General features: G+C 72.0%; 28 protein-coding genes and 1 tRNA gene. 6 read left to right on the forward strand and 23 right to left on the reverse strand.

Translation table 11 applies throughout. The features are described 5' to 3' along the window. Positions 1–13: 13 nt before the first annotated feature. The 6 genes from VGD85_RS12310 to VGD85_RS12335 are packed head-to-tail and all read right to left on the reverse strand — an operon-like array spanning position 14 to position 3,078. Positions 14–313 (reverse strand): co-chaperone GroES, encoded by a 300-nt coding sequence (locus VGD85_RS12310; RefSeq protein ID WP_331063762.1) that lies wholly within the window; start codon positions 311–313, stop codon positions 14–16. 49 nt (positions 314–362) lie between these two features. Then, entirely contained in the window at positions 363–617 is a 255-nt protein-coding gene (locus tag VGD85_RS12315) for a DUF3618 domain-containing protein (protein ID WP_331063734.1), read from the reverse strand. 57 nt (positions 618–674) lie between these two features. Continuing rightward, positions 675–1,427: an ABC transporter ATP-binding protein gene (locus VGD85_RS12320; protein WP_331063735.1), complete on the reverse strand. Its 753-nt coding sequence runs from the start codon at positions 1,425–1,427 to the stop codon at positions 675–677. Between the two features lie 19 nt (positions 1,428–1,446). Then, positions 1,447–2,115: a cobalt ECF transporter T component CbiQ gene (gene cbiQ / locus VGD85_RS12325; RefSeq protein WP_331063736.1), complete on the reverse strand. Its 669-nt coding sequence runs from the start codon at positions 2,113–2,115 to the stop codon at positions 1,447–1,449. A gap of 1 nt (position 2,116) precedes the next feature. After that, a complete protein-coding gene (locus VGD85_RS12330; RefSeq protein WP_331063737.1) occupies positions 2,117–2,392 on the reverse strand; it encodes a PDGLE domain-containing protein in 276 nt (91 codons plus the stop codon). Next, positions 2,389–3,078, reverse strand: coding sequence for an energy-coupling factor ABC transporter permease (locus tag VGD85_RS12335; RefSeq protein WP_331063738.1), 690 nt, complete (start codon positions 3,076–3,078; stop codon positions 2,389–2,391). Before VGD85_RS12335 ends, VGD85_RS12330 begins: the two co-directional genes overlap by 4 nt. 91 nt (positions 3,079–3,169) lie before the next feature. Between VGD85_RS12335 and bcp the strand changes: the two genes are divergently transcribed. Together bcp and VGD85_RS12345 are read left to right on the forward strand one after the other, a co-directional pair. Beyond that, complete coding sequence (gene bcp / locus VGD85_RS12340; RefSeq protein ID WP_331063739.1) at positions 3,170–3,661, forward strand: thioredoxin-dependent thiol peroxidase; 492 nt, start codon at positions 3,170–3,172, stop codon at positions 3,659–3,661. A gap of 115 nt (positions 3,662–3,776) precedes the next feature. Continuing rightward, a tRNA-Leu gene (locus VGD85_RS12345) sits at positions 3,777–3,850 on the forward strand. A gap of 20 nt (positions 3,851–3,870) precedes the next feature. Here VGD85_RS12345 and VGD85_RS12350 read toward each other — a convergent pair. From VGD85_RS12350 to VGD85_RS12380, 7 genes are all read right to left on the reverse strand, one after another. After that, complete coding sequence (locus VGD85_RS12350; protein WP_331063740.1) at positions 3,871–4,446, reverse strand: 1-acyl-sn-glycerol-3-phosphate acyltransferase; 576 nt, start codon at positions 4,444–4,446, stop codon at positions 3,871–3,873. Next, the gene (rdgB, locus tag VGD85_RS12355; RefSeq protein ID WP_331063741.1) at positions 4,443–5,069 is read right to left on the reverse strand and encodes an RdgB/HAM1 family non-canonical purine NTP pyrophosphatase; all 627 of its coding nucleotides are present in this window, start codon (positions 5,067–5,069) and stop codon (positions 4,443–4,445) included. Before rdgB ends, VGD85_RS12350 begins: the two co-directional genes overlap by 4 nt. Next, complete coding sequence (gene rph, locus VGD85_RS12360; RefSeq protein ID WP_331063742.1) at positions 5,066–5,794, reverse strand: ribonuclease PH; 729 nt, start codon at positions 5,792–5,794, stop codon at positions 5,066–5,068. The genes rdgB and rph overlap by 4 nt, the downstream gene beginning before the upstream one ends. Further along, positions 5,791–6,549, reverse strand: a complete 759-nt coding sequence (locus tag VGD85_RS12365) for an SGNH/GDSL hydrolase family protein (RefSeq protein ID WP_331063743.1) — start codon at positions 6,547–6,549, stop codon at positions 5,791–5,793. The genes rph and VGD85_RS12365 overlap by 4 nt, the downstream gene beginning before the upstream one ends. A 69-nt stretch (positions 6,550–6,618) precedes the next feature. Beyond that, positions 6,619–7,404 carry an ABC transporter permease gene (locus VGD85_RS12370; protein ID WP_331063744.1) on the reverse strand — a complete coding sequence of 262 codons (786 nt, stop codon included), beginning with the start codon at positions 7,402–7,404 and terminating at the stop codon, positions 6,619–6,621. 1 nt (position 7,405) lies between these two features. Next, positions 7,406–8,221, reverse strand: a complete 816-nt coding sequence (locus VGD85_RS12375) for an ABC transporter permease (protein ID WP_331063745.1) — start codon at positions 8,219–8,221, stop codon at positions 7,406–7,408. Then, positions 8,218–9,120 (reverse strand): ABC transporter ATP-binding protein, encoded by a 903-nt coding sequence (locus VGD85_RS12380; protein WP_331063746.1) that lies wholly within the window; start codon positions 9,118–9,120, stop codon positions 8,218–8,220. The genes VGD85_RS12375 and VGD85_RS12380 overlap by 4 nt, the downstream gene beginning before the upstream one ends. Before the next feature lie 130 nt (positions 9,121–9,250). Here VGD85_RS12380 and VGD85_RS12385 point away from each other — a divergent pair, with 130 nt between their 5' ends. Then, positions 9,251–10,405: a sensor histidine kinase gene (locus VGD85_RS12385; RefSeq protein WP_331063747.1), complete on the forward strand. Its 1,155-nt coding sequence runs from the start codon at positions 9,251–9,253 to the stop codon at positions 10,403–10,405. Further along, complete coding sequence (locus tag VGD85_RS12390; protein ID WP_331063748.1) at positions 10,402–11,079, forward strand: response regulator transcription factor; 678 nt, start codon at positions 10,402–10,404, stop codon at positions 11,077–11,079. Before VGD85_RS12385 ends, VGD85_RS12390 begins: the two co-directional genes overlap by 4 nt. Positions 11,080–11,173: 94 nt before the next feature. Here the strand turns inward: VGD85_RS12390 and VGD85_RS12395 are convergent, their stop codons facing one another. Then, complete coding sequence (locus tag VGD85_RS12395; protein ID WP_331063749.1) at positions 11,174–11,932, reverse strand: MBL fold metallo-hydrolase; 759 nt, start codon at positions 11,930–11,932, stop codon at positions 11,174–11,176. Positions 11,933–12,135: 203 nt separating this feature from the next. Between VGD85_RS12395 and VGD85_RS12400 the strand changes: the two genes are divergently transcribed. Beyond that, positions 12,136–13,167, forward strand: a complete 1,032-nt coding sequence (locus tag VGD85_RS12400; RefSeq protein WP_331063750.1) for an alkaline phosphatase family protein — start codon at positions 12,136–12,138, stop codon at positions 13,165–13,167. Here the strand turns inward: VGD85_RS12400 and VGD85_RS12405 are convergent, their stop codons facing one another. The 8 genes from VGD85_RS12405 to clpS all read right to left on the reverse strand — a co-directional run bounded on the left by VGD85_RS12405 (position 13,168) and on the right by clpS (position 17,897). Then, complete coding sequence (locus VGD85_RS12405; protein WP_331063751.1) at positions 13,168–14,145, reverse strand: ribose-phosphate diphosphokinase; 978 nt, start codon at positions 14,143–14,145, stop codon at positions 13,168–13,170. Between the two features lie 100 nt (positions 14,146–14,245). Continuing rightward, positions 14,246–15,196, reverse strand: a complete 951-nt coding sequence (locus VGD85_RS12410; protein WP_331063752.1) for a PLP-dependent cysteine synthase family protein — start codon at positions 15,194–15,196, stop codon at positions 14,246–14,248. Continuing rightward, positions 15,193–15,756: an NYN domain-containing protein gene (locus VGD85_RS12415; protein ID WP_331063753.1), complete on the reverse strand. Its 564-nt coding sequence runs from the start codon at positions 15,754–15,756 to the stop codon at positions 15,193–15,195. Before VGD85_RS12415 ends, VGD85_RS12410 begins: the two co-directional genes overlap by 4 nt. A gap of 4 nt (positions 15,757–15,760) precedes the next feature. After that, positions 15,761–16,036 (reverse strand): MoaD family protein, encoded by a 276-nt coding sequence (locus tag VGD85_RS12420; protein ID WP_331063754.1) that lies wholly within the window; start codon positions 16,034–16,036, stop codon positions 15,761–15,763. 12 nt (positions 16,037–16,048) lie between these two features. Beyond that, a complete protein-coding gene (locus VGD85_RS12425) occupies positions 16,049–16,501 on the reverse strand; it encodes a M67 family metallopeptidase (RefSeq protein ID WP_331063755.1) in 453 nt (150 codons plus the stop codon). Positions 16,502–16,518: 17 nt separating this feature from the next. Continuing rightward, positions 16,519–16,998: an NUDIX hydrolase gene (locus VGD85_RS12430; protein WP_331063756.1), complete on the reverse strand. Its 480-nt coding sequence runs from the start codon at positions 16,996–16,998 to the stop codon at positions 16,519–16,521. A 13-nt stretch (positions 16,999–17,011) separates the two neighbouring features. After that, positions 17,012–17,596, reverse strand: a complete 585-nt coding sequence (locus tag VGD85_RS12435; RefSeq protein WP_331063757.1) for a DUF2017 domain-containing protein — start codon at positions 17,594–17,596, stop codon at positions 17,012–17,014. Between the two features lies 1 nt (position 17,597). Further along, entirely contained in the window at positions 17,598–17,897 is a 300-nt protein-coding gene (clpS, locus tag VGD85_RS12440) for an ATP-dependent Clp protease adapter ClpS (protein WP_331063758.1), read from the reverse strand. A gap of 18 nt (positions 17,898–17,915) precedes the next feature. Here clpS and VGD85_RS12445 point away from each other — a divergent pair, with 18 nt between their 5' ends. Beyond that, positions 17,916–19,235 carry a nicotinate phosphoribosyltransferase gene (locus tag VGD85_RS12445; protein WP_331063759.1) on the forward strand — a complete coding sequence of 440 codons (1,320 nt, stop codon included), beginning with the start codon at positions 17,916–17,918 and terminating at the stop codon, positions 19,233–19,235. A gap of 162 nt (positions 19,236–19,397) precedes the next feature. Here VGD85_RS12445 and VGD85_RS12450 read toward each other — a convergent pair. Next, positions 19,398–20,213, reverse strand: an 816-nt coding sequence (locus VGD85_RS12450; protein WP_331063760.1) for an AGE family epimerase/isomerase, incomplete at its 5' end; no start/stop codon positions are given.

Here is a 20,213-nt window from a genome sequence, read left to right on the forward strand (position 1 = left end):
CGTGGGTTACGTGCTACAGGTAGAGGCCGGTGGCGCTGTCGCCGACCCGGTCGGCGGCGACGGCGTGCACGTCGCGCTCGCGCATCACGATGTAGAGCTCGCCGGCGACCTCGACCTCCGCCTTGTCCTCGGGCTCGAAGAGGACCTTGTCGCCGACCTCGACCGAGCGCACGTGCGGCCCGGCGGCGACCACCTTCGACCACGAGAGCCGGCGGGCTCCCATGGCGGCGGTCGCGGGGATCACGATGCCCCCGGACGAGCGGCGCTCGCCGGCCTCGCGGTCCACCTCGACCAGCAGCCGGTCGTGCAACATCTTGATGGGCGTCTTGTCCCCGCCCGGGCTGCTCACCTTCGCCACGGTGTCAGCGCACGACCTTGCGGACGACCACGAACAACGTGACGACTCCGACGACGATGCCGGCGGTCTTGAGGATGTTGTCGGTGCGCGGCTGCCCGGTCGCGGGGTCGACGAAGTGCGCCTTGATGCTGCTGACCTCGCGGCCGACGATCGTCTTCGGGCTGGCGCGGTAGAGGAGCTGGTCGATGGTGCTGGCCAGGCGTTCCCTGGTCTCCTCGATCTCGCGCTCGAGGGAGGACAGCTGGTTGTCCTGGCTCACGGGGCACTCCTCCGACGTCGGTGTCGGTTGGAGGCTATCAACCACGACGGTCCCGGGTCAGGACCGGGGCCCGGCCGTCCGCGGGTCGAATCCGAAGGGCAGCTCGAGCCGGTGGGCGCGCATCAGCTCGGCGTCGGTGAGCACGTCGTACGTCGACCCGTCGGCGACGACCGTGCCGCCGCTGAGCACCACGGAGCGGGGGCACAGCTCGAGGGCGTAGGGCAGGTCGTGGGTGACCATCAAGACGGTGACGTCGAGCGAGCGCAGGATGTCGGCGAGCTCGCGGCGGCTGGCGGGGTCGAGGTTGGACGAGGGCTCGTCCAGCACGAGGATCTCCGGCTCCATCGCGAGCACGGTCGCCACCGCGACCCGGCGGCGCTGGCCGAACGAGAGGTGGTGCGGCGGCCGGTCGGCGTACTCCTCCATGCCGACCTGCTCGAGCGCGCGGAGCACCCGCCGGTCGAGCTCGGCGCCGCGCAGGCCGAGGTTGGCCGGCCCGAACCCGACGTCGGCGCGCACGGTACCCATGAACAGCTGGTCGTCGGGGTCCTGGAACACCACCCCGACGCGACGGCGGATCTCCGTGAGGTTGGCCTTGTCGACGGGGAGCCCGCTGACCGCAACCGTGCCCGCACCCGCCGTCAGGATCCCGTTGAGGTGAAGCACCAGCGTGGTCTTGCCGGCGCCGTTGGGGCCGAGCAGCGCGACCCGCTCACCGCGGTGGACGTGGAGGTCGACGCCGTAGAGCGCCTGGTGGCCGTCGGGGTAGGCGTAGGCCAGGCCGCGGACGTCGAGCACGGGCGTGCTCATGCGCTCATCCCCTCGGTGTTCATCGGGGCATCCTGCCGGTGTAGCCGCGCGAGAGCATCGCCAGGTGCACCCGCTCGCCGCGCTCGTAGGAGCGGATGAACAGCGCGCCCGCCGAGCGGGCCAGCACCGGCCAGTGCCGCGGGTTGCGCGCGGAGAACCCGCGGGCCTCGCGGGCGATCCGCATCCGCTGCATCTCGCCGGTGACCACGTCGAGGTAGCGGACCATGAACGCCATGATCTGCACGAGCTGCTGGGGCACCCGGAGCCGCTCGAGACCGACCAGCAGGTCCTGCGGCTCGGTGGTCGCCGCGAGCGTGAGGCTGGCGAGCACGCCGAGCGTGCCCTTGACCAGCAGGGCGATGCCGGCCTCGAGGCCGTGCTCGCTGACGCTCACCCCGAGCACCTCGGTCTGCGGACCGGTCGCGACGAACGGCAGCAGCACCGCGAACACGACGAACGGCAGCTCGACCACCGTCCGCTTCAGCAGGTACGCCGGGGGCACCCGGCTCACGCCGATGACGAGACCGAGCAGCACGGCGTACGCCGCGAACACGGGGTAGGCGTCACCCGGCGTCGCGACCACGACGACCGCGAACGCCAGCAGCGCCAGGACCTTCAGGTGCGCCGGGGCGCGGTGGACCGGTGAGTGGCCGTGGAAGTGCAGCTTGTGGCCGTGTCCGGCGCCCACCTCAGGACTGCTCGTCTCGCGGACGGCGACGCCGCACGGCGTACGTGACCCCGCCGGCGAGCCCGAGGACCACGAGCACGCCGAGGACACCCGTCGCGCCGCTGTAGCCGCCGAGCAGGCCGTCGCGGCCCTTCTCGGTGTGGGCGAAGCCGTGGTCCTGGGAGACCCTGGTGAGGCCGTCGGGGTCACTGTCGGCGAACCGGCTCACGACGCCGGCCAGCACCAGGGCGAGGACCGCGATGCCGAGCACGACCCACCGGGTGGCGACCCTCCTCATGCGACGGCCGGCTTCTTGATGACGAGCTCGCGCCGAGCGAGCACCGGTCGCGCGCCGTAGACGAGATCGGGGCGGACGCCGATGATCGCGCCGACCGCCAGGCAGGTGATCACGCCCTCGCCGATGCCGATCAGCGTGTGCACGCCGAACATCGCGGTCATCAGTGTGTGGAACGCGATGTCCGCCGTGCCACCGACGGCGTAGAGCAGGACGAAGACCGAGGCGGCGACCGGCACCGACGCGAACGCGCCGATGCCCGCCTGCACCGGCGTGAGCGAGAGGCGCTTGGGGAGCACGGCCTGGAGGAGCCGGAACGCGATCCAGCCGACCAGCACCGTCGTGACGGCCATCAGCACGATGTTGGTGCCGAGCGCGGTGATGCCGCCATCGGCGAAGAGCAGCGACTGGACCAGGAGCACCACGCTGACGCATAGGACACCGGTCCACGGCCCGACCAGCACCGCCGCCAGGGCGCCGCCCATGAGGTGGCCGCTGGTGCCGGTACCCACGGGGAAGTTCAGCATCTGCACGGCGAAGATGAACGCGGCGACCAGCCCGGCCATCGGCGCGGTCTTGTCGTCGAGCTCGTTGCGGGCCTTGAGCAGCGCCACCCCCACCGCGGCGACCGCGACCGCGCCCGTGGCGGCGGAGGTCGGGGCGTCGAGGAACCCGTCGGGGACGTGCATGCACTCTCCTGCTCAGCAAGTAGGTTCGTCGTAGACCCGAGAACGTGCCCAGCCTACGCTATTGCACATTGCTTGCAACAAGGAGCCGATCGTGACCGAGCGCCTCTCCCCCGGCGACACCGCCCCCGAGTTCACCCTCACCGACGACACCGGCACGGAGGTCGCGCTGAGCGACTTCCTCGGCCGCAAGGTGATCGTGTACTTCTACCCGGCCGCGATGACGCCGGGCTGCACCAAGCAGGCCTGCGACTTCACCGACACCCTCGACTCGTTCCGGGCCGAGGGCTACGAGGTCCTCGGCATCTCGCCGGACAAGCCGGAGAAGCTGGCGAAGTTCCGCGCGCGCGACGCCCTGACGATCACCCTGCTCTCCGACCCCGACAAGTCGGTGATGCAGCAGTACGGCGCATACGGGGAGAAGAAGCTCTACGGCAAGACCGTCGAGGGCGTGATCCGCTCCACCGTGGTCGTCGACGAGGACGGCAAGGTCTTCCTCGCCCAGTACAACGTCAAGGCCACCGGCCACGTCGCCAAACTCCGCAAGGACCTCGCGCTCAACAACGCCGACGAGGAGCCGCGCTGACGCGGGTTTCACCGGTCGGCCGGTGAAACCCGCACGACACGCCGGGGCGCCTCGGCGTGTCGTGCGGGTTTCGGCTGCCAAGTCGCCGTGAGGGGCCGTGCGAGACTTCACCCGCGCGCCCGTAGCCCAATTGGCAGAGGCACCAGGTTTAGGTCCTGGCCAGTGCGAGTTCGACTCTCGCCGGGCGCACCCGCCTTCCCCAGGCTGGCTCAACCCTCCTCACGGAGCCGCGGCACGGTGGCGCCGTCGGGCTTGATGCCGGTCTTGTCGGCGTAGAACGCGCGGATCCGGTCCATGTCGGCGCGCACGTCGCCGCTGAGCTCGAAGGTCGGCCCCCACCCGACGGTCCGCGAGGGCGCGTCGAGGAAGGCCAGGGTCACCGGGATCCCGGTCTGCTGGGAGATCCGGTAGAACCCCGACTTCCAGTACTCCCCCTTGCTGCGGGTGCCCTCGGCCGCGATGCCGAGCAGGAACGCCTCGTCGGTCTCCGCGTCGGCCAGCAGCGCGCGGATCGTCGCTCCGGGGTTGGCCCGGTCGAGCGCGACGGCACCGGTGGCGCGCATGATCGGCGCCAGCGGCCCCTTGAAGAACGCGTCCTTGACCAGCAGCCGGATCTGCACGTTGCTGTCCCAGGCCAGGAGCATCGTCAGCACCCAGTCCCAGTTGGAGGTGTGCGGCGCACCGACCAGGATGCCCTTGCGCGGCACCGTCCCGACGGTCTTCCAGCGCGAGAGCCTGAGCAGCAGCCTGGCGAGGTTGCGGCGGAGGAAGAAGTGGCGCGTCATCCGAGGATCCGGGCCACGATCGGCGCCATCCGACGCAGTGCCCACCCGCGGTGGGAGATCGCGTCCTTGTCCTCGACGGTGAGCTCGGCGGTGGTCAGACCGGGACGGTCGTCGGCCACGAACAGCACGTCGTACCCGAACCCGCCGGTGCCCCGCGTCTCGTGGATCACCCGCCCGGGCATCACGCCGCTGGTCAGCTCCTCGCCGCCGTCGTGGCAGAACGCGACCGCGCACTGGAAGTGGGCGGTACGCCGCTCGTCGGGCACGTCGCCCAGCTGCGCGAGCAGCAGCTCGTTGTTGCGGGCGTCGCTCTTGGGCGGCCCGGCCCAGCGGGCCGACAGCACGCCGGGCATGCCGTTGAGCGCGTCCACGCAGAGGCCACTGTCGTCGGCCAACGACGGCAGCCCGGTCGCCGCCCGGCCGGCCCGTGCCTTGAGCAGGGCGTTGCCCTCGAACGTGGGCTGGTCCTCGACGGGCTCGTCGTAGTGGTCCACGTCGTCGATGCCGACGACGACGATCCCCGGGACGTGCTCGCGGAGGATCCGCTCCATCTCCTCGATCTTCTTGCGGTTGCGCGAGGCCAGGAACACCCGCGGAGCCGCGTCGCCCACCGGAGCCGTCACCGCGCCAACGCCTCCTGCTGGAGCCGGGTCAGGTCGGCGCAGCCCTTCTCGGCCAGCGCGAGCAGGGCGTCGAGTTCGGCCCGCTCGAAGGCCGCACCCTCCGCGGTGCCCTGCACCTCGACGAACTTGCCGTCGCCGGTCATCACGACGTTCATGTCGGTCTCGGCGCGCACGTCCTCGACGTAGGGCAGGTCCAGGCGGGGTACGCCGTCGATGATCCCGACGCTCACCGCGGCCACGGAGCCGGTGAGCGGCTCACCGGTCAGCGCGCCGGTCGAGCGCAGGTGGGCGACGGCGTCCGCGAGCGCGACGTACGCGCCGGTGATCGCGGCGGTGCGGGTGCCGCCGTCGGCCTGGAGCACGTCGCAGTCGAGCTGGATGGTGTTCTCGCCGAGCGCCTTGTAGTCGATCACGGCACGCAGCGACCGGCCGATCAGCCGGCTGATCTCGTGGGTGCGGCCGCCGATCCGGCCCTTGACCGACTCGCGCTCGGAGCGGGTGTTGGTGGAGGCGGGGAGCATCGCGTACTCGGCGGTCACCCAGCCGAGACCCGAGCCCTTGCGCCACCGCGGCACGCCCTCGGACGCGGAGGCGGCGCAGAGCACCTTGGTCCGGCCGAACTCCACCAGCACGGATCCGGCCGCGTGGTCCAGCCAGTGCCGGGTGATCGTGATCGGACGGAGCTCGTCGTCGGCCCGGCCATCGGCACGTGGGACTGCAGTCATGCGGTGACCCTAGCCCGGTCGGCGAGCGCCAGCCGCACCGCCCACGGACCGAGGTCGCGGGCCCGCCGCCCCACCCACGGCGCGCCCTCGGCGACCATCCAGACCAGGTCTCGCCGCCAGCTCGGCTCGAAGCCGCCCCCGAGCTCGAGCCCGGGCGGCTCGAAGACCAGGCCGTGTCCTGCCAACAGGTCGGCGTAGGCGCGGGCGAGCACCCGGTGTCCCAGCTCGGAGGGGTGCAGCCGGTCGACCGACCAGAACCGACGGCTGGTCACCTCCGGCCGGCTCGCCAGGTCGAGCCGCAGCCCGCCGTACGCCTCGTGGATCTCGTCGTAGACCTGGTTGACCGCCTCGATCCGGGCGGCCAGCGGGCGTCGGAGCACACCGGGGAGCCCGAAGACCGCGCCGTGGTCGTGGAACCGCGCCGTCAGCAGCAGCGCACCGGAGGCGTGCAGCGCCTCGGCGCAGGTCATCAGGTCCGCGCGGATCAGGGCGGGGTCCCAGCTCGAGCGCATCGTGTCGTTGATGCCGACGATCAGCGAGGCCACGTCGGGGCGGTGAGCCAGAGCATCACCGAGCTGATCCGCCCGGGTGCTCGCAGCCGTGGCGCCGGAGACAGCGACGTTGCAGAACGAGGTGTCGTACGCCGTCCCGAGGGCGTCGGCCAGCAGCCGGGCCCAGCCCCGCCAACCGCCGGGCACCGGATCGCCGATCCCGTACGTCGTGCTGTCACCGAGGGCCGCGAGCCGCAGGTACATGCCTCAACGGTGTCGCGAGCCGGTTCGGCACCGTCGCCGAGAGATGACGTGTCGCGCAACCCTGCGTGACTACTTCACCTCGGCCCGCAGCACCCGCCAGATGCCCCACGCCAACGGGACGCCCAGCCAGACGACACCCGAGACCACGAGCTCGGCCCAGGCGCGCCCGGAGGTCGACCAGTCCCAGATCGCCTCCTGCGCGACCTGGAAGTCGACCCACGGGCGCAGGTGGTCGAACCAGTCCATCAGTCCGGCGCCGAGGGCGAACAAGCCCGGCAGCACCCACTTGTAGATGAAGAAGACCACGATCGCCGCAGGCGTGTTGAGGAACAGCGCGGCCAGCGCGAACCCCCCGAACATGGCGAGGATCTGGGTGATCGTGAACGCCGCGAAGTCGCTCCACCCGAACGTCCAGTCCACGTGCCCCTCGATCAGGCCGTACAGCGCGTTGCAGACCGCGCCGATGACGGTGGAGACGACCACCGTGGCCAGCGTGAGCACCACGCCGACGAGGGCCTTCGCGGCGATCACCCGCGGCCGCCGGGGCTCGAGGGAGAACGTGACCATCGCGGTGCGCTGGCTCCACTCGGTGGTGAGCACCATGATCCCGAGGACCGGGAGCAGGAAGGACGTCAGGAACGCTGCGGTGCCGACGAAGTCGCCGAACTGCATCGCCTCGTCCTGCACGGTCGTGACCGACAGCGCGATCACCTCCGCCGCGAGCACGAGCAACCCGATCGAGATCAGCAGCCACAGCCCGGCGCGGGTGTCGTAGGACTTGCGCAGCTCGACCCGGAGCAACCGGGCGAACGGCGTCGGCGTGCTGCCCCTGAGGTCGAGGGTCGCCGTCGTCACCTCACTTCACCTCGGCTCGCAGCACCCGCCATACACCGATGCACAGCGGGAGGACCAGCCAGATGAAGCCGGAGGTGGCGAAGTGTGCCCAGTCCTTGCCCGTCATCGTGGCGTCGACCAGCGGCCCCTGGGCGAAGTTGAAGTCGATCCAGGGCTGGAGGTCCTCGAACCATCCGATCAGCGCCGCCCCCAGGCTGAACAGGCCCGGCAGCACGAACGAGTAGACCATGTAGATCACGATCGCGGCCGGGGAGTTGAGGAGCAGGGCCGCGAACGCGAAGCCGGTGAGCATGCCGATCAGCTGCAGCAGGACGAACGCGCCGGTCTGCGCGAAGCTCGCGTCCCAGGTGACGGTGTCGCCCGAGAGCGGTCCGTAGAGGGCGTTGCAGACCGTCGCCAGGACGAGCGCCACGAGGACCGCGGCGAGCGCGAGCCCGACGCCGACGACCAGCTTGGAGACGATCACCAGCGGTCGGCGCGGCTCGAGGGAGAACGTGACCATCGCGGTGCGCTGGCTCCACTCGCTGGTGAGCAGCAGGATCCCGAGGATCGGCAGCAGCACCGCGACCGAGAAGTTCGTCGAGGTCAGGAAGTCGTTGTAGGTGACGGTGATGTCCTGGACGACGACCACCGAGAGCTGGATGACCATCACGACCGCGGTCAGCGCCGCGATGGACAGCAGCAGCCAGAAGCCCGCCCTGGTGTCCCAGGTCTTGCGGAGCTCGACGCGCACCAGCCGCCCGAACGGCGTGGGCTGGGTGCTGGAGATGTCGAGGGAGTGCCCGAGCGCGGGCACGGCTCCCGAGCTGATGCTCATGCCACACCCTCCCGCTGGGTGTCGGAGGTGAGCTCGAGGAACAGGTCCTCGAGGGCGCCCTCGGCCGCGCGCAGGTCGGTGAGCACGATCGCGTTCTCAGCCGCCGCGCGGCCGACCTCGACCGGCTCGGCCTCCACGCGCAGGCCCTCCCCCGCGCTGGTGACCGTGATGCCGCGGGACTTCAGGGCGGCGGCGAGCGCCTCGTTGTCCAGCGCGGTCACGAACGTCGTCGCCGTGCCCTGCACGTCCGCGAGGAGCGACTTCTTGTCGCCCTGCGCCACGATCCGGCCGTGGCCGATGAGGATCATCTCGTCGGCGATGAGCTCGACCTCGTTGAGGAGGTGGCTGGAGAGCAGCACGGTGCCGCCGCGCTCGGCGTACCCCTTGAGGAGCCCGCGCATCCAGCGGATGCCGGCCGGGTCCAGGCCGTTGGCGGGCTCGTCGAGGATCAGCACCGACGGGTCGCCGAGCAGGGCGTGGGCGATGCCCAGGCGCTGCTTCATGCCGAGGGAGTAGTTGCGCAGCCGGCGCTTCGCCTCGGCGGGCGTGAGCGAGACCAGCTCGAGCATCTCGTCGACCCGCTGCGAGGGCAGCCCCATCGTCCGCGCGCCGATCTCGAGGATCTCGCGACCGGTGCGGCCGGCGTGCTGCGCGCCGGCGTCGAGGAGTACGCCGACGTGGCGGCCCGGGTTGGGGATGTCGGTGTAGACGTGCCCGCCGATGGTGACGCGGCCCGAGGTGGGCGGGGTCAGGCCGACCATGACCCGCATCGTGGTCGTCTTGCCGGCGCCGTTGGGGCCGAGGAAGCCGGTCACCCGCCCGGGCTGGCAGACGAAGCTGACGTTGTCCACCGCGGTGAACGAGCCGTACTTCCTGGTGAGTCCTTCGACCGTGATCATGGGGCCCACCCTGCCCGACCACGGGCTCGGATCGCATCGGCCACGCGGATCGACGCCGATGACCAAAGTAGGGGTCCCTCGCGACCGCTGCATCGTCCGGACGGGATCCCGGCGACACTAGCCTGGCGGCGTGGACCGTCCGACGCCCGAGGAGTACCAGCCGCCGCTGCGCGCCTGGAGCCACGTGTGGCGGATGGTGCTGATGCTCGCGATCAGCGCGATCACGTGGCTGCCGGCGTGGGAGACCGAGGCCGACCACAGCGACCTGTGGTGGATCGCCGACATCCTGATCGGCGTGGGCGCGTACGTGCTGGTGTTCTACCGTCGTCGCCACCCGCTGACCGTGGCGGTCGTGACCTCGCTGGCCGGGGGTGTCTCCGGCATCGCCGCCGGCCCCGCCGTGCTGGCCTCCGTCTCGGTCGCCACCCACCGCCGTTGGCGCCAGCTCGCCGTCGTCGGATCGCTGGGCTTCGCCTGTGCGCAGCTCTACAGCACGCTCACCCGCACCGACGAGGACCCGATCTGGATCATCGTCATCGCCAACGCCGTCGCGACCGCGGGCATCTTGGGCTGGGGCATGTACATCGGGTCCCGGCGCGAGCTGATCTGGACCCTGCGCAGCCGCGCCGAGCGCGCCGAGGCGGAGCAGGAGCTGCGGGTCGCGCGGGCGCGCAGCAACGAGCAGGCGCGCATCGCCCGCGAGATGCACGACGTGCTGGCCCACCGGATCTCCCAGATCTCCATGCACGCCGGGGCGCTGGCGTTCCGCGACGACCTGACCGCCGACGAGATGCGCTCCAGCGCGGCGGTGATCCAGGAGAAGGCCCACGAGGCGCTCACCGACCTGCGCGGCGTGCTCGGAGTCCTCCGCGACGACGCGACCGGCGCCCGGCTGCGGGTCCCGCAGCCGACGTACGGCGACCTCCGCGAGCTGGTCGACGAGGCCCGCGCGTCGGGTCTGCGGATCGAGCTGCAGGACCTCGTCCAGGGCGACCCGCCGGACGCCGTCGGACGCACGGTCTACCGGATCGTGCAGGAGGGACTCACGAACGCCCGCAAGCACGCCCCCGGCGCGGTGGTGACCGTCCAGGTCAGCGGCTCTCCCGACGACGGCGTGGACGTGCTGCTGCGCAACCCGATCGGCTTCGGCCGCTCGAGCACCCCCGGCGCCGGCCTGGGACTGGTCGGCCTCGCGGAGCGCGCCGAGCTGCGCGGCGGCCGGCTCGAGGCGGGTCGGGACGGGTCGACGTTCGTCCTGCACGGCTGGATACCGTGGGCCGCATGACCGAGCCGACGACGGTGCTGCTCGTCGACGACGACCCGCTGGTGCGCTCGGCGCTGTCGTTGATGCTCGGCGGCCAGGCCGACCTCCACGTGGTCGGCGAGGCGGGCGACGGGCTCGAGGCGGTGCGGCTCGCCGCCGAGCTGCGTCCCGACGTGGTGCTCATGGACATCCGGATGCCCCGGCTCGACGGGCTCGGCGCGACCCGGGAGCTGCACGCGCACCCCGACCCCCCGCGGGTCATCGTGCTCACGACGTTCGACGCCGACGAGCACGTGGTCGAGGCGCTCGCCTCGGGCGCCGACGGCTTCTTGCTCAAGGACACGCCGCCGCCCCAGATCATCGACGCGATCCGCAAGGTCGTCGACGACGAGCCGATGCTGTCGCCCTCGGTCACCCGCACGCTGATCCGCCGGCTCCGCGACGAGCCCGACGCGGGCGAGGACCTGGTCGCGATCCGCGCCGCCGACGCCCGGGCCCGGCTCGACCTGCTCACCGACCGCGAGCGAGATGTCGCGCTCGCGGTCGGCCGGGGCCTCAGCAACGCCGAGATCGCCCGCGACCTCTATCTCTCGGTGCCCACCGTCAAGGCGCACGTCTCCCGGCTCTTCGACAAGCTCCAGGTGACCAACCGGGTCCAGATCGCCATCTGTGTCCACGACGCCGGGCTGAGCTGATCGCTCGTCGAGACACCACAAGTGGTCGTCTCGGCCGCCGAGGACCAGCCACTTCTGGTGTCTCGACGGGAGAGAGCCGCTGCCGAGAGGCCGCCTACAGCTCGTACGTCGCGCCGGGGCGCGCCAGCTCCACGGGCCCGTCGTAGACCGCGACGGCCTCCGCGAGCGCGTCCGCGGGGTCATGCCAGGGCGGGACGTGGGTCAGCAGCACCCGGCGGGCACCGGCCCGGGCGGCCACCTCGCCGCCGTCGGTGCCGGTCAGGTGCAGGTCCGGGGGGTTGTCGTCGCCGTCGCGGAACGACGCCTCGACCAAGAACACGTCGACGTCGCGGGCCAGGTCGTCGAGCTCCGCGCACGGTCCGGTGTCGCCGCTGTAGGCGAGCGTCACCCCGCCCGCGGTGACCCGCAGGCCGTACGCCGGCACCGGGTGGTTGACCGCGACCGGTTCGACGGTGAACGGACCGATCCGCTCGACGCCGTGCCACTCGCGGAAGTCGAACTCGTGGCGCATGCCGGGGTCGGTCGGCAGGTCGTAGGCGCGGGCCATCCGGTCGGCCGTGCCGGTCGGGCCCCACACGGGGATCGGCGGCTGCGGGCCCCGCGGGTGGTACTTGCGCAGCACGTAGTACCCGGTGAGGTCGAGGCAGTGGTCGGCGTGCAGGTGGCTGAGCAGGACGGCGTCGACGGCCAGCGGGTCGGCGTGACGGTGCAGCGCGCCGAGCGCGCCACTGCCCAGGTCGAGCAGCACCCGCCAGGTGCGCCCGTCGCCGTCCTCGTCCTCGAGCAGGTAGCAGCTGGCCGGCGACTCCGGCCCCGGGTAGGACCCCGAGCATCCCACGATCGTGAGCCGCACCTAGACCACCGGCCCGCCGCCGTGAGGTGCGCGTGCGTCGTACGCCGCCGCGCCGGCCGGCCACGGGCGCGGCGCGCCGGGACACACCGCGGCGATCATGGGAGGGCGCACAGCACGCAAGGCTAGAACCTCCCGCCCCCGCGCGCATGGGCACGCGACCGACGTCACGGGAGACGACGGTCACGGCGGGTACCGTCTGGTGCGTGCCTCGGACCCGTCTCCTCGCCGCGCCCGCCCTCGTCCTGGCGACCGCTCTCGCGGTCGCCGGCTGCTCCACGGACGCACCGCCGCGGGCCGACGCCCGGCTGTCCGCCGCCCCCACGGCCGCCTCGCCCACCCCGGCCCCGACCGCCCACGTGCTGGCGATCTCGGTCGACGGGCTCAACACCGAGGCGATCGAGCGGCTCGGCTCGGACGGCGCGCCGACGTTCCACCGGCTGCTCGGCGAGGGCGCGGGCACGCTCAACGCCCGCACGGAGTACGAGCTCACCGTCACGCTGCCCAACCACACGAGCATGATGACCGGGCGCCGCATCGACGCCGCCAAGGGCGGCCACGGCGTGACGTGGGACCACCATCGCCCGGGCTCGACCGTGCAGCAGGCGGCCGGCCACGGTGTCGCCTCGGTCTTCTCCACCGTGCACGCGTCCGGTGGCAGCACCGCGCTCTACTCCACGAAGTCGAAGTTCTCCCTCTACGAGCGCTCCTGGCCCCGCGGCATCGACACGTTCACGGTCCGCAAGGACCAGCGCCGGCTGGTCGGCCTCGCGCGGGCCGACCTGACCGACGGCGCCCCGACGTTCACGTTCCTGCACGTCTCGCTGCCCGATCGGTTCGGCCACGAGTACGGCGGCATGTCCGATCGCTACCTCGCCGCCGTGCACCGCACCGACACCCAGCTCGGCTCGGTCGTCCGGGCCGTCCAGGACGACGACGTGGTGGTCGTGCTCACCGCCGACCACGGGTTCGCGACCGGCACCACCAGCCACTCGGTCAAGCGCAACGTCGAGAACTACCGCATCCCGTTCCTGGTGTGGGGCCCCGGCGTGGCCGCCGGAGACCTCTACGCGATGAACGCCGACCGCACCGATCCGGGCGCCAGGCGGCCGTCGTACGCCGGGAGCCAGCCGGTGCGCAACGGCGACGTCGCCAACCTCGCGACCGGCCTCCTCGGGATCCGCGACGTCAAGGGCAGCACGATCGGGGCGGACGACCCGCTGGTCGTCACCGACTGATCAGTCGAACAGACGGGGCTGCGGCGGCCCGAGCGACGGGTCGACCCCGTCGAAGAGGCTGCTGACGGACTCCCCCGCGTGGATCCGCTCGATCGCCTGGGCGAACAGGTCGGCGACGGTGCGCACCTCGAGCTCCGGCCAGTCGACCGGCGGCGGCACGGTGTCGGTGGTGACGACCTCGGTGATCATCGGGTGTCCGCGCAGCCGCTCGATGGCCTTGCCGACGAACAGGCCGTGGGTGCAGGCGATCGCGGCCTCGGTGCAGCCCTGCTCGGCCAGCCGGTCGAGCAGCTCGACGATGGAGCCGCCGGTGGCGATCTCGTCGTCGAGGACGATCGCGCGCCGACCGGCGACGTCGCCGACGATCGCGTCGATGACGACCTGGTCGTCGGCCAGCCGCTTCTTGCTGCCGGCGGCCACCGGCACGCCGAGCAGCCGGGCGAACTGGCTCGCGGTCTTGGCGTTGCCGAAGTCCGGGGAGACCACGACCGTCTCGGCGGGGTCGGCGCCCTGGAAGTGGTCGGCGAGCACGCCGAGCGCGGTGAGGTGGTCGACGGGCACGGAGAAGAACGCGTGCACCTGCGGGGCGTGCAGGGTCATCGTGATCACCCGGTCGACGCCCGCCGCGCCGAGCAGGTCGGCGACCAGCCGACCACCGATCGAGAGCCGCGAGGCGTCCTTCTTGTCCGACCGGGCGTAGGCGTAGTACGGGATCACCGCGGTGATCTGGGCCGCGGAGGCGCCGCGCGCGGCATCGACCATCAGCAGCAGCTCCATGAGGTGCTCCTGGGTCGGCGGCGACAGCGGCTGCACGATGTAGACGTCACGCTGGCGGCAGTTCTCCTGGAGCTGGGCCTGCAGGCAGTCGTTGCTGAACCTGGTCATCGCGACCGAGGACAGCGGCACTCCGAGGCCGTCGCAGATCGCCGCCGCGAGAGACCGGTGGGCACTGCCGCTGAAGACGACGATCTCGCGCAAGTGGTGCTCCTGACGGCGACCGGACCGGTGCGGGCTCACCGTAACCCCTGGCCGGTCGCCGCGGGGAGGCATCCCCGGTTTCGGCCGGTCCCCGGGCCGGTCAGGCCCAGAGCTGTCCCTCGAGGCGGTCCTCGGCCTCGTCGACGGTGCCCTCGTAGGCGCCGGTGGAGAGGTACTTCCAGCCACCGTCGGCGACCACGAACGCGATGTCGGCGCGCTCCCCGGTCTTGACCGCCTTGGCGGCCTGCCCGAGCGCGGCGTGCAGGATCGCACCGGTCGAGATGCCGGCGAAGATGCCCTCGAGCTCGAGCAGCTCGCGCACCCGGCGTACGGCGTCGCGCGGGCCGACCGAGAACCGGCTGTCGATCAGGTCGGCGTCGTACAGCTCCGGCACGAAGCCCTCGTCGAGGTTGCGCAGGCCGTAGACGAGCTCGCCGTACCGCGGCTCGGCGGCGACGATCCGCACGTCGGGCTTGGCCGCCCGGAAGAACCGCGAGACGCCCATGAGCGTGCCGGTGGTGCCGAGCCCGGCGACGAAGTGGGTGATCGAGGGCAGGTCGGCGAGCAGCTCGGGGCCGGTGCCCTGCTCGTGGGCGAGCGCGTTGGCGGCGTTGCCGTACTGGTAGAGCATCACCCAGTCGGGGTGCTCGTCGGCGACGCGCTTGGCGACCCGGACCGCCTCGTTCGACCCGCCTGCGGCCGGTGAGGAGATGATCTCGCCGCCCCACATGCGCAGCAGCTGGCGCCGCTCCTCGGAGGTGTTCTCGGGCATCACGCACACGATGCGGTAGCCCTTGAGCTTGGCCGCCATCGCCAGCGAGATGCCGGTGTTGCCGGAGGTCGGCTCGAGGATCGTGCAGCCCGGACGGAGGGTGCCGTCCTTCTCCGCCTCCTCGATCATCCTCAGGGCCGGACGGTCCTTGATGGAGCCGGTGGGGTTGCGGTCCTCGAGCTTGGCCCAGAGGCGTACGTCGGCCGACGGGGACAGCCGGGGCAGCCCCACGAGCGGCGTACCGCCGACCGAGGCGAGGAGGTTGTCGTAGCGGGTCACGTGAGGAAACGCTCCGGATCGAAGTCGGCCAGCGGGATGATCCGGACGCGAGGCAGTGGCTGGGTGAACGCCTTGACGTCGTCCTCGAGGTCGTAGAGAGGCAGGCCGAGCGCCGTCAGCTGGGTGCTCATGAACTCGCGGAAGCCGACCAGACCGACCCGTCGATGGCCGTCGACCAGGCCGGCGAGCTGCTGGACGAAGTCGGCGTCGTGGCTGACGAGCAGCACGTCGGCCTCGTCGTGGCCGGCCAGCGCCACGAGCGTGCGCTGGATCCCGATGTCGACGACCTTCTCCTCGGCCGTGCCGGCCAACGGGACCGGGCGGTAGTCCATCGCCAGCAGCGCCTGCACGAACGACTGCGGCAGGCTGCCGCTGGAGGCGTTGAGGAAGAACAGCCCGGTGACCTGCTGGTCGAGGACCTGGGCGGCGAACGCCGTGACCCGCTCCCAGCGCGGCCGCTCGTCGGGGCTCGGCCGACGCCCGAGCAGCGCATTGCCGAGCGTCGCGTCGATGTTCTCGCCGTCGACGAGGACGAAGGTCCGACGCGCGCCCTCGCTCATGGGGTCAGCAGCCGCCGGCGACGGCCGGCAGCACGACGACCTGGTCACCGTCGCTGAGCTCGGCCTCCAGCCCGCCGATGAACCGGACGTCCTCGTCGTTGACGTAGACGTTGACGAAGCGGCGCAGGTCGCCGTCCTCGATCAGCCGGTCCTTGATGCCCGGGTGGTTGACCTCCAGGTCGTCGATCAGCGCGCTCAGGCTGGCGCCCTCGGCGGTGACCGCCTTCTCGCCGCCCGTGTAGGTGCGCAGGATGGTCGGGATCCGGACCTCGATGGCCATGCGTGTGACTCCTCAGTTGCTTTCCGGCAGCTCGTCGACCACGGTGACCTCTTCCTCGGTCACCTCGCCGTCGACGATCCTGTAGGACCTGAACTCCACGGGTCCCTCGTTATTCCCACCCCCGGCATCGGCCCAGTCGCGGGTGCTGACGAGCACGTAGTGCGCGTTGGGCTCGCTCGCCAGGCCGATGTCCGTGCGGCTCGGGTACGCCTCGGTCGCGGTGTGCGAGTGGTAGACGATCACCGGCTCCTCGTCGTTCGCGTCCATCTCCTTGTAGAGCTGGAGCAGGTCCGTGGAGTCGAACTCGTAGAACGTCGGCGACCCGGCCGCGTTGACCATCTCGACGAGCCGCTCGGGGCGATCGCTGCCCTCGGGGCCCGCGACGACCCCGCACGCCTCGTCGGGGTGGTCGCGCAGGGCATGCGCGACGATGGCGTCGTACGTCGCGCGGGCGATGGTCAGCACCGCACCAGCGTAGGTCGTCAGTGGCGGAACCTGGCCGCGGTCTCATCGGCGAGGACGTCGTCGATACGCTCGCGCAGCCAGTCGCTCATCGGCGGCAGGGCGGCCACCGGCCACCAGCGCACGTCGGTGTTCTCGTCGTCGCCGACGCGGGCCTCGCCGGACAGCCACGTGCAGGAGAACGTGAGGTCGAGGTAGACGCCGAGGTCGCCGTTGCCGTGCACCACCTGAGGGCTGGCGCCGACCGAGGCGAGCCGGTCGACCCGAACTTCGACGCCGGTCTCCTCCAGCGCCTCCCGGGCCGCGCCGACCGCCGGCTCCTCGCCGGGGTCGAGGATGCCCGTGACCGGCGCCCATTCGCCGTTGTCGACGCGCCGGGTGAGCAGCACCTCGGGTCCCTGTTCGCCGGTGCGCAGCACCACCGCGGTCACCGCGGGCAGCCAGAGCTCGCGGGTGCCGACGAGGCGGCGCAGCTCGGCGACGTACGGCGGGATCGGCACGGGTGCTCCTCGCTCAGCTGCTCAGGGCGTGCACGAGGGTCTCCTGCAGGTAGCCGACCCACTCGTAGATGTCGTGCGCCTGGGCTCGGGGGTCGTCGTCGGGCAGCGCGTGCCAGTAGGCCTCGTCGCCCTCCTCGACCCCCAGCCGGGTGGCGAGCGCGAGCCGCAGGTCGGTGAAGGACCGCAGCCACGTCTCCGCGGTCGGCTCGTCGAGCTCGACGTCGATCATCAGCCCGTCGCCGGTGAGCTCCGGGGGCAGCCCGGCGTCCTCCAGGACGTCGATGATCGTGACGGCGGCGGCGGCCTTGCCGTCACGCAGCGACCCCTCGGTGAACCGCCGGAACTCCGCGGCGGCCTCCGGGTCGGCGGGATAGGCGGTCGGGAACAGCCGCGCGAGCACCGGGTCCTCGGGCTCCTGGGTCGGTCCCGTGAAGTCCATCATCGCCTCGAACGGGTCGAGGTCGTCGCGCGGCACGGCCGCCTCGTTGCGCAGCAGCTCCACGAGCTGGCCGGCCAGCGAGCGCAGCAGGTCGGCCTCGAAGCCGGTGAAGTTCGCGATGATCAGCTTGCTCCGGCGGTGGCGCTGGAAGCCGCTCACATCACTCCTGCTTGTCCATCGTGGCCCACAGGCCGTACTCGTGCATGGCCTGCACGTCGCGCTCCATCTCCTCGCGGCTGCCGGAGCTCACCACCGACTTGCCGTCCTCGTGCACCTCCATCATCAGCTTCTCCGCCTTCTTCTTCGGATAGCCGAAGTACTTCTGGAAGACGTAGGTGACGTAGGACATCAGGTTCACGGGATCGTTCCACACGATCGTCACCCACGGCTTGGCGGTCTGGGTGATCTCGTCGGGAGTGAGGGTCGGCTCGACCTCGACGGGCGCGGACACGCAACCCATGTTGGCACACTGTGGGACGTGGCCCACTCCCCCTCGCCCAGCCCCACACCCAGCACCACACCCAGCACCGCGCTCCTGACCGACCACTACGAGCTGACGATGCTGCAGTCGGCGCTGCGCGCCGGCACGGCGGACCGGCGGTCGGTGTTCGAGCTGTTCCCCCGGCGGCTCCCCGAGGGCCGCCGGTACGGCGTGGTGGCCGGTGTCGGCCGGGCGCTGGACGCGATCGAGCGGTTCCGGTTCGACGAGGAGACGCTGGCGGTCCTCACCGACGTGGTGGACGAGCCGACCCTGGAGTGGCTCGCGGCGTACCGCTTCTCCGGGGACGTGTGGGGCTATCCCGAGGGCGAGATGTACTTCCCCTACTCCCCGCTCGCGATCGTCGAGTCGACGTTCGCCGAGGCGGTGCTGCTCGAGACCCTGCTGCTGTCGATCTACAACCACGACTCCGCGATCGCCTCGGCCGCCTCGCGGATGACGCTGGTGGCCGCCGAGCGCCCCTGCATCGAGATGGGCTCGCGGCGCACGCACGAGGAGGCGGCGGTCGCGGCGGCGCGCGCGGCGTACGTCGCGGGGTTCGCGACCACCTCGAACCTCGCCGCCCGCCAGCGCTACGGCGTGCCGAGCGCGGGCACGAGCGCGCACAGCTTCACGCTGCTGCACGACTCCGAGGCCGACGCGTTCCGGGCCCAGGTGACCTCGCTGGGCACGGGCACGACGCTGCTGGTCGACACCTACGACGTCGCGGAGGCGGTCCGGCTCGCCGTGGAGGTCGCCGGACCCGGGCTCGGCGCCGTGCGCCTCGACTCCGGCGACCTCGGCGTGCTCGCCCACGAGGTGCGTGCCCAGCTCGACGGGCTCGGCGCCACCGGCACCCGGATCATCGTCACCAGCGACCTCGACGAGTACGCGATCGCGGCGCTGGCCGCCGCGCCCGTCGACGGGTACGGCGTCGGGACCGAGCTGGTCACCGGCAGCGGCCACCCGACGTGCGGCTTCGTCTACAAGCTGGTGTCGCGGGCCGACGACGCCGGCGAGATGGTCTCGGTCGCCAAGCGCAGCACCGACAAGATCTCGGTCGGCGGGCGCAAGTACGCGCTGCGGCGCCGGTCGCCGTCCGGGGTGGCCGAGGCGGAGGTCGTCGGCATCGGCACGCCACCGCTCGACGACGGTGACGACCGCCCGCTGCTGGTGCCACTCGTCGCCGGCGGGGAGGTCGTCGGCCGGGAGCCGCTCGCCGAGGCCCGGGCCCGCCACCTCGCGGCACGCGCCGAGCTGCCCGTCGCGGTCCAGCAGATGTCACGCGGCGAGCCGGTGATCCCCACCCTCCACGTGTGAGCCGTCGCGCTCGAGCGGAGCGAGAGGGCTGCGACGCGAAGAGGTCGGGCGAGCCCCACGGGTGGGCCCCGGCGAGTCCCACGCGCCCCCGGCGTACCACTTGTCGGCCGAAACCCGCGCGACACGCCGTGGCCCCTCGGCGTGTCGTGCGGGTTTCACCGGTCAGCCGGTGAAACCCGCCGCCCGGGCCAGCTGCGCGGCGAGCGACGGGGCGGTCGGCAGCCGGGTGAGCAGCGTGGCCTGGTAGGCGTGGTAGACGTCCGGCTTGCCGGACCAGACCCCGGTGGTGGGGCGGTTGTCCGGGCCGAGCTCGTGGAACCAACTGCCGGCCCCGGGGAGGTCATCGACGAAATGGCGCTCGACGAAGCCCCACCAGCGGCGCTCCCAGGCGGCGTACGCCTCCTCGCCGGTACGCCGGGCCAGGGCGGCTGCGGCACCGAGCGCCTCGGCCAGGACCCAGTGCATCCGGTGCCGCACGACGGGACGGTCCTGCCAGTCGGTGGTGTAGACGATCCCCGGGGCCCCGTCGACGTCCCAGCCGATGCCGACCGCGCGGTCGAACAGGGCCCGGGCGTCGTCGAGCAGCCAGCCGGGTGCGTCGTCGCCGAGCGCCGACTCGATCTGGAGCAGCAGCCGCGCCCACTCCAGCAGGTGGCCCGGGGTCACGCCGTACGGGCGGAACTGGTCGGTCGGCCGGTCCGCGTTGTACTCCGGCAGCGGCGTCCAGGTGGTGTCGAAGTGCTCGGGGATCCGGTGCCCTCGCTCGGCGGCCACCTCGTGCACGAGGTGCCGCGCGATCTCCAGGGCGCGCCGGTGCCAGCGCGGGTCGCCGAGCACATCGCCCACAGCGAGCGCGGCCTCCACGGTGTGCATGCTGCTGTTCGCACCCCGGTAGTCCTCCGGCACACCGAGGTCGCGCGGGTAGCCGTCGACGACCCGGCCGGTCTCGTCGAGGGCGTACCGCTCGAACGTCGCCAC

The organism is Nocardioides sp. (genome assembly GCF_036401255.1).
Taxonomy (GTDB): domain Bacteria; phylum Actinomycetota; class Actinomycetes; order Propionibacteriales; family Nocardioidaceae; genus Nocardioides.